A 16936-nucleotide genomic window follows, 5' to 3' on the forward strand; every position below is an offset into this window, starting at 1 on the left:
TATGTGAAAAGCCACGAATGGTAACTGATACCATTCGTGGCTTTTCTTTTTTTGATGTTTAGGAAATTATGAAATCTCGTACTGTGGATAAGTTGTAACTTAGTGATTTTACGTCTAGACTCCAGTGCCTAGCCCCTGGAACTGTACGACATGGGTCATGCAACTATTGAAAAGGAAATCGTGATCCTAAGCTGCCTTCCTCTGTTGATTCTAACCTATAGGTCCACCGGGAGGGATTGAACTACATCCCTCCTACTTGTCTGGGCTGGGCATGAGTTTGCGATTTAGTCCATGAAACAGATTAGAAACCCTTTTGCTACTATCACAACTCGAGATTTTTATTATTTTCCAAGGCCTTCGGATTCCATAATTGCATCGACTTTTGCAATGGCATCCGCTTCATCTTCACCATCCGCCGCAATTGTAATGGTAGTGCCTGAAGCTACTCCAAGTGACATAACACCTAAAATGGATTTCAGATTTACTTTTTTACCGACGTATTCCAGTGTAATATCCGATTTGAAAGAACTGACCGCACTAACGAGAGCGGATGTTGGACGGGCATGTAAACCAGCAGTACCTAAAATGGTGTATTGTTTTTCTATCAATGTGTATTCCTCCTAATTGTTAGTATCAATTACTGTATTATAAAAGTTGGTGACTGACTGTGGAAGATTATGATTGATTATGAAAGGGATTTCAAGTAATATGAGTTTACAGCTAATTAGAGGTGGTGTTCATATGTTGACAAATGAACGATATGAATTGATTTTGAATTTATTGACTGAGAAAAAGACAGTTAAAATTCAAGAGTTAGTCGATGCGACATCCGCGTCAGAGTCAACAATTCGCAGGGATTTGAACGATCTCGAAGACTTAAATAAATTGGATCGTATCCATGGAGGCGCTACAATAAGCGAGCGAATCACAAAAGAACTTAGTATTTCGGATAAAGCATCCAAAAACCTTCAAGAGAAGATTCAGCTTGCTACTTATGCCGCTTCTTTTGTCCAAGATGGGGATTGTATTTTTCTTGATGCAGGGACTACCACTTTGCAGATGATTCCTTATTTAAAGAATAAAAAAGTGACCGTTGTGACGAATGGATTGACACATGTTGATTCATTGATGGAATACGAAATAACGACTTATTTGACGGGTGGCTATATAAAATCCCGCACGCGTGCCCTTGTGGGACCTCAAACAATCCAGACGCTTGGCGACTATCAGTTTGACAAATGCTTTCTTGGCGTCAACGGATTCCATTTGGAAATCGGCTATACAACGCCAGATCCAGAAGAAGCCGCTGTTAAAAGGCTTGCTTCTACACTCTCGAGAAAAACATATGTCGTGACGGATCATTCAAAATATAACAAAGTAAGTTTTGCTACTATTATGCCACTCGATAAAGCCGTATTGATAGTAAGTGATTTCGAAAAACAAGCTATCAACTTATTGGAGCAAAAAACAACAGTAAAGGTGGGGAAATCATGATTTATACGTGCACAATCACACCCTCGCTTGATTATACTACCTATTTACCCGAATTCAGGAGCGGTAAACTGAACCGTTCCAAAGATGTATATTACTATCCCGGGGGAAAGGGAATAAACGTGTCACGTGTGTTAAGCCGATTAGAAGTTAGCAACATCGCTTTAGGTTTTGTAGGTGGGTTCACAGGTGACTATATTCAACAATCTCTACAGTCAGAAGGGGTTCATACGGACTTTATCCAAACTGAAGAAATTACGCGCATCAATGTGAAAATCAAAGCCGATAAAGAAACAGAGTTAAATGGTCCTGGTCCTGATATAACACTAGAACAGCAACAGCAATTGATGGCGAAAGTGCAGAACATGGAAAAAGGTGATTGGTTCGTTCTTGCAGGCCGTCTTCCTGAATCAATAGCGAAAACTTTTTTCGAGGATATCGCAACTATCTGCAATGACAATGGCGTACATTTCGTTCTTGATACATCGGGTCCTGCATTAAAAGGATTGATTGACATGAAGCCATTTCTTATTAAACCAAACGAACAGGAGCTTGGTGAATTGTTCGATACGGTAATAGAAAACAAACAGCAAGCACACCATTACGCTAAGAAACTTATTGAAAAAGGCGTCGAACATGTCATCGTTTCCATGGGTGGGGAAGGGGCACTGCTCGTTACGAAAGAGGTTGCTGTTTTTGCGGAAGCGCCAAAAGGGAAAGTTGTGAATACGGTGGGGGCTGGTGATTCACTTGTATCCGGGTTTCTTGCATCCTTCACGAAAGAGGGGGATCCAGTTAAGGCATTCCGATCGGGTGTTGCAAGCGGAAGTGCAACAGCTTTTAGAGTGGATCTTTGTGAGAAAAAAGATGTACTAGCTTTGCTGGACCAAGTATTGATTAGTTCATTAGATAAGGGGGATGTGAAATGATGAAAATCACACAATTATTAACTGAAGCTACAATTATTTTGGATGTGAAAGCTACATCTAAACAGGATGTATTGACAGAACTGATAAATCAGTTCGATCGTGCAGGAAATTTGAATGATACAGGGGCATTTACACAAGATATTTTGGCCCGAGAAGAGCAAGGGACGACGGGAATCGGCGATGGAATTGCGATTCCACATGCGAAATCAGCAGCTGTTAAGGTGCCGGGAATCGCATTTGGACGTTCTTTACCAGGTATCGACTACGCATCGCTGGACGGCCAGCCGGCTCATCTGTTTTTCATGATTGCTGCGAGCGAAGGAGCAAATAACGACCATTTGGAAGCGCTATCAAGACTAGCTACATTTTTGATGGATTCAAACTTTAGAGAAAAAATTCTAAATGCTACGTCAAAAAATGAAATTCTACAAGCGGTCAATGACAAGGAAATCGAGTTGGAAGGACCTGAAGAGATAGATGAATCAAAATCATCACTTTCACCTACATCGAAAATACTTGCTGTTACTGCGTGTCCAACGGGAATAGCGCATACCTACATGGCGGCACAAAAACTAACTGACAAAGCGAAAGAAATGGGCATTTCATTGAAAGTGGAAACGAACGGTTCGTCTGGCGTGAAAAACCGTTTGACAGACGCGGATATTGCGGAAGCGGATGCCATTATTGTTGCCGCAGATACCAAAGTTGAAATGGCTCGGTTTAACGGTAAGCCGGTCATACAGACGAAAGTCGGCAAGGCAATCTATGAAACGGAAGAATTGTTGAATCGTGCAATCATTAAAGACGCACCAATCTACAAACATGATAAGTCTAAAGAGGATAGTGACACTTCCGAAACCAAAAACGGTTTTTATAAACATTTAATGAATGGTGTGTCCAATATGCTACCGTTTGTTGTTGGTGGCGGAATTTTAATTGCGTTATCGTTCTTCTGGGGTATAAATTCAAGTGATCCGAATAGTGCAGATTACAATGCATTCGCAGCAATGCTAAATACAATAGGCGGTGGAAATGCATTCTTCCTGATGGTTCCTGTATTAGCAGGATTCATCGCGTCGAGTATCGCGGACCGCCCCGGATTTGCTCCAGGTATGGTCGGTGGGTTAATTGCGATTACGGTTACAGGTGTTGACGGTGTCAGCGGGGGCTCTGGATTTCTAGGCGGAATCATTGCCGGTTTCCTAGCAGGGTATGTAACAGTTCTTGTTAAAAAAGCATTTGCGGCATTACCCGATGCACTTGAAGGATTAAAACCGGTGTTGTTCTATCCAGTGTTCGGTATTGCGATTACTGGACTCATTATGATGATGATCAATCCTCCATTGACTAAATTATATACGGGTATGTCAGTATTTTTAGAAGGGCTTGGTGGAACAAACCAGGTGCTAGTCGGTATATTATTAGGTGCGATGATGGCAATTGACATGGGTGGACCGATTAATAAAGCCGCGTACACATTCGGTATTGCGATGCTCGATGCACAAAACTTTGGGTTCATTGCAACGGTTATGGCAGCAGGGATGGTGCCGCCGCTGGGCATGGCAATTGCAACGACATTGTTCAAAAAACGATTTACAAAACAAGAGCGTGAAGCGGGAAAAACAGCTTACGTCCTTGGAGCTTGTTTTATAACGGAGGGTGTCATTCCGTTTGCAGCGGCAGACCCGGCACGTGTTATTCCAGCATCGGTAGCTGGGGCTGCATTAACTGGTGGGCTTACAATGCTATTTGATATTGGGTTACGTGCACCGCATGGTGGCGTCTTCGTTATGGGGCTTGTCGATGGTGGTATTGGAAAAGTATTGCTGTATGCATTAGCGATAGCCGCTGGGGCCATGGTTACAGGTTTACTTGCGGGAATACTGAAGAAGAACAAAATGCAGGCGATATAAAAATAGAGAGAGCTGTCCAAAAAGGCATTCGCAGATGGCTATTGGCGGAGCTCTCTTTTTTTTTACAAGTAAACGCCTAGTCATTACATGTATAGGCAATGGGCAATAGTGGAACACTCTCTGTAAAGCGGAGGTGTGAACTTTGGATGACTTTTTTGAAGTGGACTTTTGGGAAATGATTATGAGGGTGACAGTTACATTTTTTGTCCTGCTAATACTTGCACGATTTATGGGGAAAAAACAAATTTCTCAACTGACGTTTTTCCATTACGTAACCGGTATTACGATAGGTTCCATCGCGGGAGAAATCGCGGGAGTATCCAAAACCCCACTATTGGATGGACTCATAGCGATGGTTTGGTGGGCATTCCTGACGATACTAATGAGCTATATTGCATTTAAATCGAAAAAGGCGCGGATTCTTCTTGATGATCAGCCTACTATCGTTGTATATGAAGGGAAAATAGTTGAAGCTTCCTTGAAGAAGCTACGTCTCCACCTTAATGATTTGGGTATGATGCTACGTGAACAAAGTATTTTTTCGGTTAAAGATGTCCATTATGCAATACTTGAAACTAACGGTAAGTTAAGTGTTTTAAAAAAAGCTGGACTAGAAGCCGCTACGAAAAAAGATGTAAATGCTGCTATACAGGTTCCTAAATATATACCAACCGAAGTAATAGCAGAAGGGAAAATTTCGAAAGGGAATTTAGCGGAACTAAATTTGACGGAAGAGTGGTTGTTTGAACAGTTGAAAAAGCAGGGTATTGGCAATGTGAAAACTGTGTTTTTTGCTGAAGTTCAAACAGATGGAAGTCTTCACGTAGATATGAAAGCTGAAGGTGAAAAATAAGGAAAAACGCCGCGGAAAACATAGAACTTTTCGCGACGTTTTTTATTGAGTCTTCTCACGTCTGTTGATTAACCATCTTCTTGCATAAAGAGCAGGTAAGAAAGGCTTGAAAAACACCATTTTCACTGGATCATTTCCAGTCCGCTTTTGGCGAACTAGTCATGACATCTTTACAGAGGGGCAAATGTGTCTAGAAATGACTTTGTCATTCCTAGCCACACCCTTTGGATAGCGACGGATGAATAAGCACCATACGATTATCGAAAAAATATGTAGGGATGCGACGAGTCGCATCCCTACATATCAAGACATCTCGATAATCGTATAGAGGTCGAGCAATCCAGAAGTAACTGTACACGAATCGCCAAGTGTTTGATTCAGTTATTTACTGGTTGTTTTTGGTTAATCAACACATGTGGGGTCTTCTATAATTAGTGGACAGCACACATAAGAGCAGATACTCCCGACTCAATTGCTGCTTTACTTACCGCCTGTGTAACGGCTTTTACAACTCTTTCATCAAAAGGATCAGGAACAATATAATCATCGCGTAACTCGGATTCATTGATCAATGATGCAATAGCATAAGTCGCAGCCAGCTTCATGCTTTCATTTATTTCTGTTGCCCGGACATCCAGTGCCCCTCGGAAAATACCAGGAAACGCGAGCACATTGTTCACTTGATTTGGATAATCGGATCTGCCGGTCGCTATGATGCGAACTCCATATGCTTTTGCCAAAGCAGGCGCGATTTCAGGGTCTGGATTGGCCAAAGCAAAGACAATCGGGTCGATGCTCATGGAGTCGATAAGTTCCTTCGTCAATAAATTAGCAGCAGAAACACCTATGAATATGTCAGCATCCGTCATAGCAATTTGTAACGAGCCTGTTAAGTCGTTAGGATTTGTAATCTCAGCAATTTCATCTTTAGTGGCATTCATGCCATTGGGGCGACCTTTGTAAATAATGCCTTTTGAATCACAGATGACAATCTGCTCAAATCCAATATTCTTGAGATGTTTCACTATTGCAATACCTGCAGCACCGGCACCATTGATCACTATTTTAACTGTCTCCATACTTTTATTAACTACCTTTAGAGCATTTAATAAACCCGCACCAACAACGATTGCAGTACCATGCTGATCATCATGGAACACAGGGATATCGCACTCTTCACGTAATCTTTTTTCAATTTCAAAGCAGCGCGGAGCGGATATATCTTCCAAATTGATCCCGCCGAATGTCGGGCTGATGGCTTTAATTGTTTGAACGATGATATCAACATCTTTAGTACCTAGACAGATTGGAAACGAGTCAATGTTAGCATATCTCTTTAACAGCATCGCTTTCCCTTCCATTACCGGAAGTGCTGCTTCGGGTCCTATATCACCTAAGCCTAACACGGCAGTTCCATCTGTAATTACTGCCACTAGATTCCCTTTGATTGTATAGTCGTATACCGCATAGGGGTTTTTTGCGATTTCTAAACACGGATCTGCTACTCCTGGAGAATAAGCTAGGCTGAGATCTACACTGTTTTCAAGCGGGACCTTCGATACAGTTTCCATTTTTCCTGTATGAATACGATGCATTTCTAAAGAAGATTGATAACGACTCGTCATTAAATATACCCCATTCCACTTCGTATTTTTTAACTGTTGTTATAAATTTTTACCATGAACTCGAAAAAAACACAAGTCAGAAAATTCATCACAGTTAGATAATTAAGGAAATGTAGCGCTTACATTAGCTTTGTTGCAACGTTTAAGATTAATATATTTTATTTTGATGAAAATCAGTAATACGCTCAAAATAACAAATTCACTATATATATTGAATTAAAGATTCCCATTGAATCTACTGTGGTGCTCAATAATGAGAGAGTTGTAATTCGGGGTGTGGATTGTAGAACGCTTGGTGCTTTAGGGATACCTTCCGCCGTAAGCGGGGATTAGCGCTTCGCATCCAGTCTTACGGCTTCGGCGACCCCTTTGCCGCGCCTGCACTAGGGTGTTCATTACCGAGAGAAATGTGATTTTGAGATGTATATGCTGAGATTATAATGTGATTACTAGTTGATACTACTTATAGTCAAGAAAGATGCACTCCAGGTTGCAGATTTCATCCCTGAAAATGAAATGCGCTTTCTTACATAGACCATCTAGCGAAGGCGCGTCTTTCTGGCTTATCGCGGGAGGCATCCACAAAGCGTCGAAGCGGTATTAGGGGGAATTCTAATTCATTCCAATTACAAGGGCTTTTTCAGTGGCCCCCCCAAAGCCCTTGTAAAGCGCATACGCCGTATTCATTTGTTCAACATATATAGACTTCAATCAAGTGAGAAATGGAGCGAAGAGGGAGGAAAAGTATACATATTATCACGTCTGTTGATTAACGAAAAAGCTGCGTAGGACGCGACAAAGTCGCATCCTACGCAGCAAGAAATTCTGATGATTGTATAGTAGTCGTTCAGTTCAATGCAATCCGAAGCACCTGTACATAGAGTAACTAGTGTTTTATCAAAAAAGTAAGCAGTCATCTGTTTGACCTATTTAGAAAACAGGCGTTTCGCGCTTATGATATAAGGTAAGAAAGTATAAGTTTATCTACATGGATTGGTGTCTAGACTTCAGACGCCAGCCCCTCGAGTCGCTTCAGAATTGATGGTAAAGGCAAATAGCGCCTTTACCATCAATTCCTCTAGCGCTTGTCGGGGCTAAAACGGCGTCTTGCGCTTTTCCTTACGTCTAGACTCCAGCGCCTAGCTCCTCGGGTCACTTCAGTCTTGCTGATAAAGGCAAAGAACGCCTTTATCTTCAAGCCTTTCAGTGCCTGTCGGAGCTGAACAGGCGCCTTCCGCTTTTGATACTCAAATTATTTCCCATTCACGTTCTTTAGCTATAGCTTTTAAGCGGGGTTCAGGTCGAACGGCGACTGGGTTCCCGACAAGTTCTAGAACAGACAAATCGGAAAAACTATCTCCGTAGGCGAAACTATTTTGCCAGTCGATTTCTTTTCCTTGTAGTACTTCTTGAATCTTCTCGTTTTTTCGAGGACCTTGTATATGATAGATTGGCGTCAGCTTATCGGTTTTGCCCTCCTTCATAGGAATTTCGGTACCAATGATGGTGTCGAACTGCAACTCCTTTGTGACGGATTGCAAAAGGGACGTGTAAGCACCAGAAACAAGCATTATATGTATATTTTCAGCAGCATGCTCTTTTAAACGCGTGATGACTTCAGGATTAAAGCCTTCTCGTACCCGATCGGTCAATTCCCCGAAATAGGTATCTAATTCTGTAATGGACATTTGCCCAAGCGCATTCAAGTAGATTTGCATAGAACGTTCTTTCATCTTGGCTTCTGGAACCAGTTTTAATTTGTGTCCAATATAAGGTGGAAGGATGGCCCGATAAAATCGTTTGTAGTTTGGATGATGGACGGGGTGGTATCTTAAATGGTTCATTAGTAGTTGAAAAGTTTCATCTGAATACAGTGTTCCATCAAAATCGAATATCGCAACTCGCATAAAAATCCCCTTTTTCCTGCTATTTGTAATTAATTCCTTGATTTTATCATACAGCGTTTGTAATGTAGAGGCAATTTGAGGATAATAAGAAGTGAGAGCGAGGAGTTTATTAATTATGAAAAAAAATCATAAGAATTCAGCAAGCAGAAAAGAAGATACATCCGTTTATACAGTGAAAGAACCCATGGAGTTATTACCCTTTCTATTGGAAATGATGTCTAAAAGTAGCCGTAACTCGGTGAAATCTATACTGACACGTGGACAGGTCACGGTGAATGGCAAGATGGTAACGCAACATAATCATCCACTTCAGGCTGGACAACATGTTGAAATCCTTAAAAACCGAGCGGCGATGAAAGAGGAGACGTTGGTCGGTGTCACTATCTTGCATGAAGATGACGATATCATTGTTATTAATAAAGAAGCAGGTCTGCTATCAGTCGCTTCAAAAAATCCGGAAGACATGACCGCTTACAGACAGCTAATGGACTATGTAAAAGAAACCAATCCAAGAAACCGAGTTTATGTCGTTCACCGCCTTGATAGAGATACATCGGGTGTGATGTTGTTCGCGAAAAATGAAGAAGTGAAAAATGGATTGCAAGCTGCGTGGAATGAAGTCGTGAAAGAACGTACGTATACGGCACTTGTTGAGGGTGCTGTTAGAAAAAAAGAAGGTACGATTTCATCATGGCTTAAGGAAAGTAAAACATTCAAAGTATACTCAAATCCAACTGATAATGGTGGGCAACATGCTGTAACACATTACAAAAAGCTCCAGTCGAATAGTAACTACTCGTTACTTGAAGTTCAACTGGAAACAGGTCGTAAAAATCAGATTCGCGTTCATATGGAAGACATTGGTCACCCAATTGTTGGTGATAAAAAGTACGGATCTAGCGTTAACCCGATTAAACGGATCGGCCTTCATGCTACGGCATTGGCACTTTTACATCCGCGTACTGGAGAACTCGTCCGTTTCAAAGCGGATGTGCCATCTTCACTAATTTCGAAGTCAAAATGATCGGTTGGTGTGTTCATGAAAATTATATCTTATGATGATTTACAACAAGCTGAGATGGTTCTTTCATTTGGTAAGCAAAAATTGACTGTTTCCGTCTTTATGATAGACGGGTTATTAATTGATACTGGACCAGCTAAAATGAAAGCAAAACTCATACCTTTGTTTGAGCAGTGGGATATAACTAAAGTGATCTTAACGCACCACCACGAAGATCATACGGGATTGGCATATTGGCTTCAAGAAAATACGGAATTCCCGATTTACATTCATGAATCGGGAATTAAAGACTGTGAAAATCGTACAAAGTTGCCTTTTTATCGTAAAGTTTTTTGGGGAGATAGAGAACCGTTCCAACCGATTGAATTGAATGACACGATTACAACAGATAACTACAATTGGGATGTCATTCATACACCTGGTCACGCACATGATCATGTTGCGTTGTTTAATCAGGAAAAAGGTTGGATGTTTGGCGGTGATCTGTATATACAACCGACTCCGAAAAGTTTGTTTGCCTTTGAATCTGTTCCGGAAATTATTACATCATTAAAGAAAATATTGACGTATGATTTTGAAACGTATATTTGCTCCCATGCAGGGGTAAAAGTTAGAGGTAGACAGGCGATTGAGAAAAAGTTGGATTATTTGGAGGGCGTACAACAAGAAGTTCAATCGCTCAATAATCAAGGAATGACTTCGCATGCAATAAGAAAAAAACTATTTCCCAAAAGTCATCCGATGCATTACTTATCCTTCTTTGAAAATTCACCAAAACATATCGTCAACTCGATTTTAAAATGACTTGCAGGCATTGCAATTATTGGGTGTTAATAAAAAAATCAGGTGCATACTAGAATTCTAGTGTGCACCTGGTTTTTTTGATTATTGAAGCGTGTTATTTGGCATTCCGGGTTGACCTTGTGAAGAGGCGAACGAATTCAATAATTGTTGCATATCTTGTGCGGCAAGCTGTGGCACTTGGTAATAATGATGTTTGTTTTGGTAAATCGCCAGTTCATAAGCCATTTCTATACAGTTAGGTACAGAGTCAGCAAGTACGCGACGAACAACGGGGTTACATGTTTCGGTTGCAGCCATCGTTTTCATCGATGCTCCAGCCTTTGCGGAGCCTAGTAAAAAGCCTGAAATGATTTCATCCGATATGTCTGCCACGGACTGCATCGGTTTTTTCGGTTGAGACGGTTTCATACCATATACGAAGTCATTACCTTGTTTCATCTCATACCTTCCTGTAGGATGCGATGGATTTTGTCCAGTTTTGAAACATTCAACTGTAATGTTATATTCATCTAAAGCAAAGCGGTATTGGCGATCCAAAATGTCAAGTAACTCGGGATCTTTCACATGTGTTCGTAATAGCATTGCTTGGTTCAGACATGCGACAGTCCCAGATAATGCCTCGTGGACGTCAAATAATTCATGACCACCATGATTCAACTGTTGCGGAACGCTTCCCGTATGCATGTTTTCGTGAGTTTGATCGTTCGATTGACCGAATGGATTTTGCGTCACTGTATAAATTCCTCCTTTATGGTTGTTGATTTTCATCAACCATAGTATGGATGATCGTGTGAAAACTATGCGTGGAAATTGTGAAATGAAAACAATATAAGCATAATCTCCTTCTAACTAAAATAGTCTAGAGTAGAGGACATTTTTATTTATGAAAGGCAGATGATAGGTATGCAGATTCATGTGGTTCAAAATGGTCAAAGTTTATATGGAATTGCCCAAGCTTATGGCATCAATTATCAAGAAATTGCACAAGCAAATGAACTACCAGATCCATCACGTATCGTTGTAGGCCAAGCGTTAGTTATACCAATTACAGGCAGCTATCACTGGGTTCAGCCAGGTCAGTCGCTTTATGTCATCGCACAAATGTACGGTTTGACAGTCAATGAGCTCGCAACAATTAATCGACTATCTCCATCCCAGAACTTACGTGTGGGACAACGTCTTTACATTCCAGCACGACCGAAAAAAACGGCTGAGTCATTACTCTATGTGGAGCCAAGGACTCCAGTAACCGAAGTAATGATTGATGAAGTTAGACAAAGAGTCGATGCACTAACGTACTTAGCCATGTTCAGTTACGAAGCGCAGCGGGATGGGTCATTGAAAGCACCTTCGATTGATGATATACCGAATATAGCGAGTGCTGCAGGGGCGGCGAATGCACTTGTAGTAAGTAATTTGGAGAACTTTGCATTTAATGCAGATCTTGCTCATGTATTATTTACGGATCAGGCAGCACAAAATCGGTTGTTCGGCAATCTCATTCAAGTGGCTAATGAAATTGGTTATAAGGACATACATTTTGATTTTGAGTTATTACATCCAGAAGATCGTGAACTTTATAATAGTTTTCTGCGAAATGCAAGAGATCGATTCCATCAAGCCGGTTTCACAATTTCGACCGCACTTGCACCCATGACAAGTGATGTTAGAACTGGGATTTACGGGGCACATGACTATCGTGCGCATGGAGAGATTGTGGATTTTGTTTCTCTTATGACGTATGAGTGGGGCTACACATACAGCGACCCGCAAGCTGTCAGTCCAATAGGTCCTGTTCGGAATGTAGTCGAGTATGCTGTCAGTCAAATTCCGAGCGAGAAAATATTCTTGGGCCAAAATCTATACGGTTATGATTGGTCTACACCATATCCGAGTCAAGGTGGATCTGCTGCCAGAGCGATAAGCCCTCAACAGGCAATTTTGATTGCGACAGATCGAGAAGTTGATATCGAATACGACTATGTAGCGCAGGCACCCAATTTCGAGTACACGGATGATACAGGAGTACGTCATGTAGTTTGGTTTGAAGATGCACGTAGTATTCAAGCTAAATTTGACTTGATCAAACAGTTCAACTTACGCGGGATTATGTATTGGAAACTTGGTTTAGCTTTTCCACAAAACTGGTTGCTGTTGGAAGACAATTTCGCCATACGAAAAATTACTTAAAAAAAAGAACCGCTGTGCTTAAGCACTCGCGGTTCATTTTTTAAGATTAATTACTCTTTATTGATATAATTGATGAAACTCGTCAGAAACTCTACATCCGGATTGAAAAGTAAAACAGGTAGGAAAACGAAAGTCATTAATAGCATTACGTTCGCACCGATAAATGTACGGAGAATCTTTTTAAATTTCATTGTCCTAACCTTCTTTCTCCTAGTTGTAATTTTCTAATAGCTATTGACAGCTACACTGATAAGTATATGCTTCATCAATCGTTATTTGAATAACTAAATAATACTCTCTCTTCGGAAAAAAGTAAATAATTTTATTTTCCATACATAAATAGGACATAATGTTGTATAATTACTTATTCGACACTAGAAAAAAGTTGTATATATTCATTTTTTCAGCGATAATACTAAAAATGGTAACATGAGTTTGAACTATCATTTAGTAGTGGAAGTAGGGATTTAATAGCTTCCACCTTTAACTTAAAGCAAGAAAGGGATGAGTGAAAATTGACGAAGTTGAATGAAACTTACAATGATAATAAAAAAAGAGCGAATGATTACGTCCATGAAGTCTATGAATTGATCAAGAAAAGAAATCCAGATGAAAAAGAGTTCTTACAAGCAACTAGAGAAATTTTCGATTCGCTTCGACCTGTCTTTTCCAAGCATCCCGATTATATAACAAATGGCATTTTAGAGCGTATTACGGAACCGGAACGCATCATCATTTTTCGGGTTGCATGGGAAGATGATCAAGGTAAAGTACATGTAAATCGTGGTTTTCGTGTCCAGTTCAATAGTGATCTCGGACCGTATAAAGGCGGTATCCGATTCCATCCTTCTGTAAACAGCAGCATTATGAAGTTTCTCGCATTTGAACAGATATTTAAAAATGCGTTAACAGGCCAGCCAATTGGTGCGGGTAAAGGTGGTTCTGACTTTGATCCGAAGGGGAAATCAGACCGTGAAATTATGCGTTTCACTCAAAGCTTCATCACGGAGTTGAGCAGATATATCGGTCCTGATACCGACGTTCCAGCAGGTGATATTGGAGTAGGTAAGAGAGAAATAGGTTATATGTTTGGTCAGTATAATCGCTTGAAAGGCGGTTATGAAGCAGGCGTGTTTACTGGGAAAGATCCAAAACATGGTGGTAGCCTTGGTCGCAAAGAGGCGACAGGGTATGGAACAGTCTACTTTGTTGAAGAGATGTTAAAAGAAGCAGGTTTAAGTTTTGAAGGTAAAAAAGTTGTTGTTTCAGGGTCGGGTAACGTTTCCACTTATGCAATTGAAAAAGCAATGCAGTTAGGCGCTACTGTACTGGCTTGTAGTGATTCAGACGGTTATATTTATGATGAAAATGGAATCGACCTAGATACAATCAAGCGTTTGAAAGAGGTTGAGAACAAACGAATTTCGGAATACGTCAAAGAACATCCGGAAGCAAAGTATTTTGAGGACTGTTCTGCAATCTGGTCAATTCCATGTGACATTGCACTTCCTTGTGCGACGCAAAATGAAATTGATGAGATAGCTGCCCGTATACTGATTGCGAATGGTGTAATTGCAGTCGGAGAAGGTGCGAATATGCCTTGTACGTTGGAAGCGATGGCAGTTTTCCACGAGCATAAAACTTTATTCGGTCCAGCAAAAGCTGCGAATGCAGGTGGTGTTGCGGTATCAGCGATGGAAATGTCCCAAAATAGTATGCGTCTTTCTTGGACAGTTGAAGAGGTTGATGAAAGACTTCAGACGGTCATGAAAAATATCTATACGAGCTGTTTGGATGCAGCAGAAGCATATGGACATCCCGGTAACCTCGTAGTCGGAGCGAATATTGCAGGATTTTTAAAAGTAGCAGATGCAATGGTAGCCCATGGTCTTAGTTAAGCTTATGACAGTCCCATAAAAAGAGTACACAAGCTGAAAATTGTGTACTCTTTTTTATTTCGGAAAAATTTCAACAAAACTATTGTGTAAAATTGAAAATATGTTATTATAAAAATACGAAGTGTTGCATAAATATACAACTAGATGAATGAATGGAAGGGGATTTTAATTATGAGTAAGAAAAAAGTAGTTTTAGCATATTCAGGTGGACTAGATACATCTGTGGCAGTACAGTGGCTAACAGAACAAGGATATGATGTAGTTGCAGTTTGTCTTGATGTCGGAGAAGGAAAAGACTTGGACTTCATCCAGGCGAAAGCGTTGCAGGTTGGAGCTGTAAATAGTTATGTCATTGATGCGAAAGAGGAATTCGCACAGGAGTATGCGTTGCTCTCACTCCAAGCTCAAACTTATTATGAAAACAAATATCCACTTGTATCGGCACTATCACGTCCGCTTATTTCGAAAAAACTTGTTGAAGTGGCTCATAAAGAAAATGCTACTGCAGTTGCACACGGCTGTACTGGAAAAGGGAATGACCAAGTACGTTTCGAAGTGGCAATTAAAGCATTGGATCCATCATTGGAAGTTATTGCCCCTGTCCGTGAGTGGAGTTGGTCGCGTGAAGAAGAAATTGCTTACGCAAAAGAGAAGAATATCCCGATTCCAATCGATTTAGAAAGCCCATATTCCGTTGATCAAAACTTATGGGGACGTGCTAATGAGTGTGGAATTTTGGAAGATCCTTGGGCAGCACCACCTGAAGATGCATTTGGTCTTACAGTTTCAATTGAAAATGCACCAGATACGTCTGATGTTATTGAAATTGATTTTGTAAAAGGTGTGCCTGTCAGTATTGACGGTCAGCAATATCCACTCAGTGAACTGATTCTAAAACTAAATGATATTGGTGGGAAGCACGGAGTAGGAAGAATTGACCATGTAGAAAACCGTCTTGTTGGTATCAAATCACGTGAAGTGTATGAATGTCCAGGAGCAATTATATTGTTGAAATCACATAAGGAATTAGAAGATCTGACACTTGTTAAAGAGTTGGCTCATTTCAAACCAATTATTTCACAAAAGTTGAGTGAATTAATTTATAATGGCTTGTGGTTCTCACCACTGAGAGATGCATTAGAAGCGTTCATCAAAGAAACACAGCAATACGTTAATGGAACAGTGCGTGTGAAGTTGTTCAAGGGTCATGCAATTGTAGAAGGCAGAAAGTCAGCTAATTCACTTTATGACATGAATCTTGCAACGTATACGTCTGATGACTCCTTTGACCAATCTGCAGCGGTTGGGTTCATCAAGCTTTGGGGATTACCTACAGAAGTTCACAGCATGGTAAACAAGAAGCAAACAGTGAAAAATTAAGCACTATCCATTCATGTCTGTTGATTAACCAAAGTAACCAGTGAGTAACATGATCACCTACTGGAAGCTATGTGTATAGTTGACTTTGAGTTACTTTGGATAGAATGACTTCTATATGATTACCGAGATGTCTGAATATGTAGGGATGCGACTTTGTCGCATCCCTACATATTTTTTCGGTGATCGTATGGTGGTCCTTCATCCGTCGCGCTTCAAATGCATTAATACACAGAGTGCTGAAACTTTCTATATATGTTGAATTAAAGAATCCCATTGAATCTGCCGTGGCACTCAATAATAAGAGAGGTGTTATTCGGGGTGTGGATTGTAGAACGCCTGGCGCTTTGGGAATGCCTCTCGCTGTAAGCCTGGATTAGCGCTTCGCATCCAGTCTTACAGCTTCGGCGACCCCTTTGCCGCGCCTGCGCTAGGTTGTTCATTATCGAGAGAAATGTGATTTTGAGATGTATATGTCGAGATTGTAAGGTGATTACTAGTTGATACTATATAAATGAATCCCATTGAACCGCTACGGCGCTAGGAGATGCCTTCACAAAGCGTCGAAGCGGTATTGGCGGGAATTCTATTTAGTTCTAAGTATTGGGATTTTTTCAGTGGCCTCCTAAAAACCTTTGTAAAGCGCATATGCCTCACGGTAAATATGTCGTGATAATTTCGCCGAAAGCGGATCGAAAATGATCCAGTGAAAATGGATTTTTCCAGGCCCTACTCACCAGTATTTTATGCAAACAAATGGTTAATGACAGACGTGCTATCCATTCAAAGAACCATCTACTTTTTAAAGGTAGATGGTTCTTTGAGCTGTATGATTCTTTGGGTGTAGAGAGGGGACTAGTCGGATATCATCAATTGCTCTGAAAAGGTGAATTCTTCCAACTTATTTTTGAGTAAAGACATAGACTGT

14 protein-coding genes are annotated in these 16936 nt (G+C 40.7%); 9 read left to right on the top strand and 5 right to left on the bottom strand.

All coding sequences use genetic code 11. From position 1 onward, the window contains the following. Positions 1-341: 341 nt before the first annotated feature. Positions 342-608, bottom strand: coding sequence for a phosphocarrier protein HPr (locus AZE41_RS06510; RefSeq protein WP_067207033.1), 267 nt, complete (start codon positions 606-608; stop codon positions 342-344). Between the two features lie 133 nt (positions 609-741). Here AZE41_RS06510 and AZE41_RS06515 point away from each other — a divergent pair, with 133 nt between their 5' ends. The 4 genes from AZE41_RS06515 to AZE41_RS06530 all read left to right on the top strand — a co-directional run bounded on the left by AZE41_RS06515 (position 742) and on the right by AZE41_RS06530 (position 5186). Beyond that, positions 742-1494: a DeoR/GlpR family DNA-binding transcription regulator gene (locus tag AZE41_RS06515; protein ID WP_067213873.1), complete on the top strand. Its 753-nt coding sequence runs from the start codon at positions 742-744 to the stop codon at positions 1492-1494. Continuing rightward, complete coding sequence (pfkB, locus tag AZE41_RS06520) at positions 1491-2420, top strand: 1-phosphofructokinase (protein WP_067207036.1); 930 nt, start codon at positions 1491-1493, stop codon at positions 2418-2420. Before AZE41_RS06515 ends, pfkB begins: the two co-directional genes overlap by 4 nt. Next, positions 2420-4333: a PTS fructose transporter subunit IIABC gene (locus AZE41_RS06525; RefSeq protein WP_067213874.1), complete on the top strand. Its 1914-nt coding sequence runs from the start codon at positions 2420-2422 to the stop codon at positions 4331-4333. The genes pfkB and AZE41_RS06525 overlap by 1 nt, the downstream gene beginning before the upstream one ends. A gap of 142 nt (positions 4334-4475) precedes the next feature. Then, positions 4476-5186, top strand: a complete 711-nt coding sequence (locus AZE41_RS06530; RefSeq protein ID WP_067207038.1) for a YetF domain-containing protein — start codon at positions 4476-4478, stop codon at positions 5184-5186. 431 nt (positions 5187-5617) lie between these two features. Here AZE41_RS06530 and AZE41_RS06535 read toward each other — a convergent pair whose 3' ends face one another. Then, the gene (locus AZE41_RS06535) at positions 5618-6811 is read right to left on the bottom strand and encodes an NAD(P)-dependent malic enzyme (protein ID WP_067207040.1); all 1194 of its coding nucleotides are present in this window, start codon (positions 6809-6811) and stop codon (positions 5618-5620) included. A 1247-nt stretch (positions 6812-8058) separates the two neighbouring features. Continuing rightward, the gene (locus AZE41_RS06540; RefSeq protein ID WP_067207043.1) at positions 8059-8718 is read right to left on the bottom strand and encodes an HAD family hydrolase; all 660 of its coding nucleotides are present in this window, start codon (positions 8716-8718) and stop codon (positions 8059-8061) included. 115 nt (positions 8719-8833) lie between these two features. Here AZE41_RS06540 and AZE41_RS06545 point away from each other — a divergent pair, with 115 nt between their 5' ends. Beyond that, positions 8834-9742 carry an RluA family pseudouridine synthase gene (locus AZE41_RS06545; protein ID WP_067207048.1) on the top strand — a complete coding sequence of 303 codons (909 nt, stop codon included), beginning with the start codon at positions 8834-8836 and terminating at the stop codon, positions 9740-9742. A 15-nt stretch (positions 9743-9757) separates the two neighbouring features. Beyond that, on the top strand, positions 9758-10543 hold the full coding sequence (locus AZE41_RS06550) for an MBL fold metallo-hydrolase (protein WP_067207050.1): 786 nt from the start codon (positions 9758-9760) through the stop codon (positions 10541-10543). A gap of 81 nt (positions 10544-10624) precedes the next feature. On the opposite strand, the gene AZE41_RS06555 is transcribed toward AZE41_RS06550, so the two are convergent. Next, positions 10625-11275 (bottom strand): spore coat protein, encoded by a 651-nt coding sequence (locus AZE41_RS06555; RefSeq protein ID WP_370569977.1) that lies wholly within the window; start codon positions 11273-11275, stop codon positions 10625-10627. Positions 11276-11446: 171 nt separating this feature from the next. Between AZE41_RS06555 and AZE41_RS06560 the strand changes: the two genes are divergently transcribed. Continuing rightward, entirely contained in the window at positions 11447-12733 is a 1287-nt protein-coding gene (locus tag AZE41_RS06560) for a glycoside hydrolase family 18 protein (protein WP_067213876.1), read from the top strand. Positions 12734-12783: 50 nt separating this feature from the next. Here the strand turns inward: AZE41_RS06560 and AZE41_RS23040 are convergent, their stop codons facing one another. Beyond that, the gene (locus tag AZE41_RS23040) at positions 12784-12924 is read right to left on the bottom strand and encodes a hypothetical protein (RefSeq protein ID WP_187047139.1); all 141 of its coding nucleotides are present in this window, start codon (positions 12922-12924) and stop codon (positions 12784-12786) included. Between the two features lie 324 nt (positions 12925-13248). Between AZE41_RS23040 and gdhA the strand changes: the two genes are divergently transcribed. Then, entirely contained in the window at positions 13249-14631 is a 1383-nt protein-coding gene (gene gdhA / locus AZE41_RS06565; protein ID WP_067207053.1) for an NADP-specific glutamate dehydrogenase, read from the top strand. Positions 14632-14799: 168 nt separating this feature from the next. Then, positions 14800-16011 (top strand): argininosuccinate synthase, encoded by a 1212-nt coding sequence (locus AZE41_RS06570; RefSeq protein ID WP_156476149.1) that lies wholly within the window; start codon positions 14800-14802, stop codon positions 16009-16011. The last annotated feature ends 925 nt before the right edge of the window (positions 16012-16936 follow it).

This window comes from Sporosarcina psychrophila, assembly GCF_001590685.1.
Classification (GTDB): Bacteria; Bacillota; Bacilli; order Bacillales_A; family Planococcaceae; genus Sporosarcina; species Sporosarcina psychrophila.

Coding starts and splice junctions, on each gene's coding strand:
- AZE41_RS06560 (WP_067213876.1), top strand. CDS start 11,447: ATGCAGATTCATGTGGTTCAAAATGGTCAAAGTTTATATGGAATTGCC.
- pfkB (WP_067207036.1), top strand. CDS start 1,491: ATGATTTATACGTGCACAATCACACCCTCGCTTGATTATACTACCTAT.
- AZE41_RS06545 (WP_067207048.1), top strand. CDS start 8,834: ATGAAAAAAAATCATAAGAATTCAGCAAGCAGAAAAGAAGATACATCC.
- AZE41_RS23040 (WP_187047139.1), bottom strand. CDS start 12,924: ATGAAATTTAAAAAGATTCTCCGTACATTTATCGGTGCGAACGTAATG.
- AZE41_RS06540 (WP_067207043.1), bottom strand. CDS start 8,718: ATGCGAGTTGCGATATTCGATTTTGATGGAACACTGTATTCAGATGAA.
- AZE41_RS06515 (WP_067213873.1), top strand. CDS start 742: ATGTTGACAAATGAACGATATGAATTGATTTTGAATTTATTGACTGAG.
- AZE41_RS06535 (WP_067207040.1), bottom strand. CDS start 6,811: ATGACGAGTCGTTATCAATCTTCTTTAGAAATGCATCGTATTCATACA.
- AZE41_RS06525 (WP_067213874.1), top strand. CDS start 2,420: ATGAAAATCACACAATTATTAACTGAAGCTACAATTATTTTGGATGTG.
- AZE41_RS06550 (WP_067207050.1), top strand. CDS start 9,758: ATGAAAATTATATCTTATGATGATTTACAACAAGCTGAGATGGTTCTT.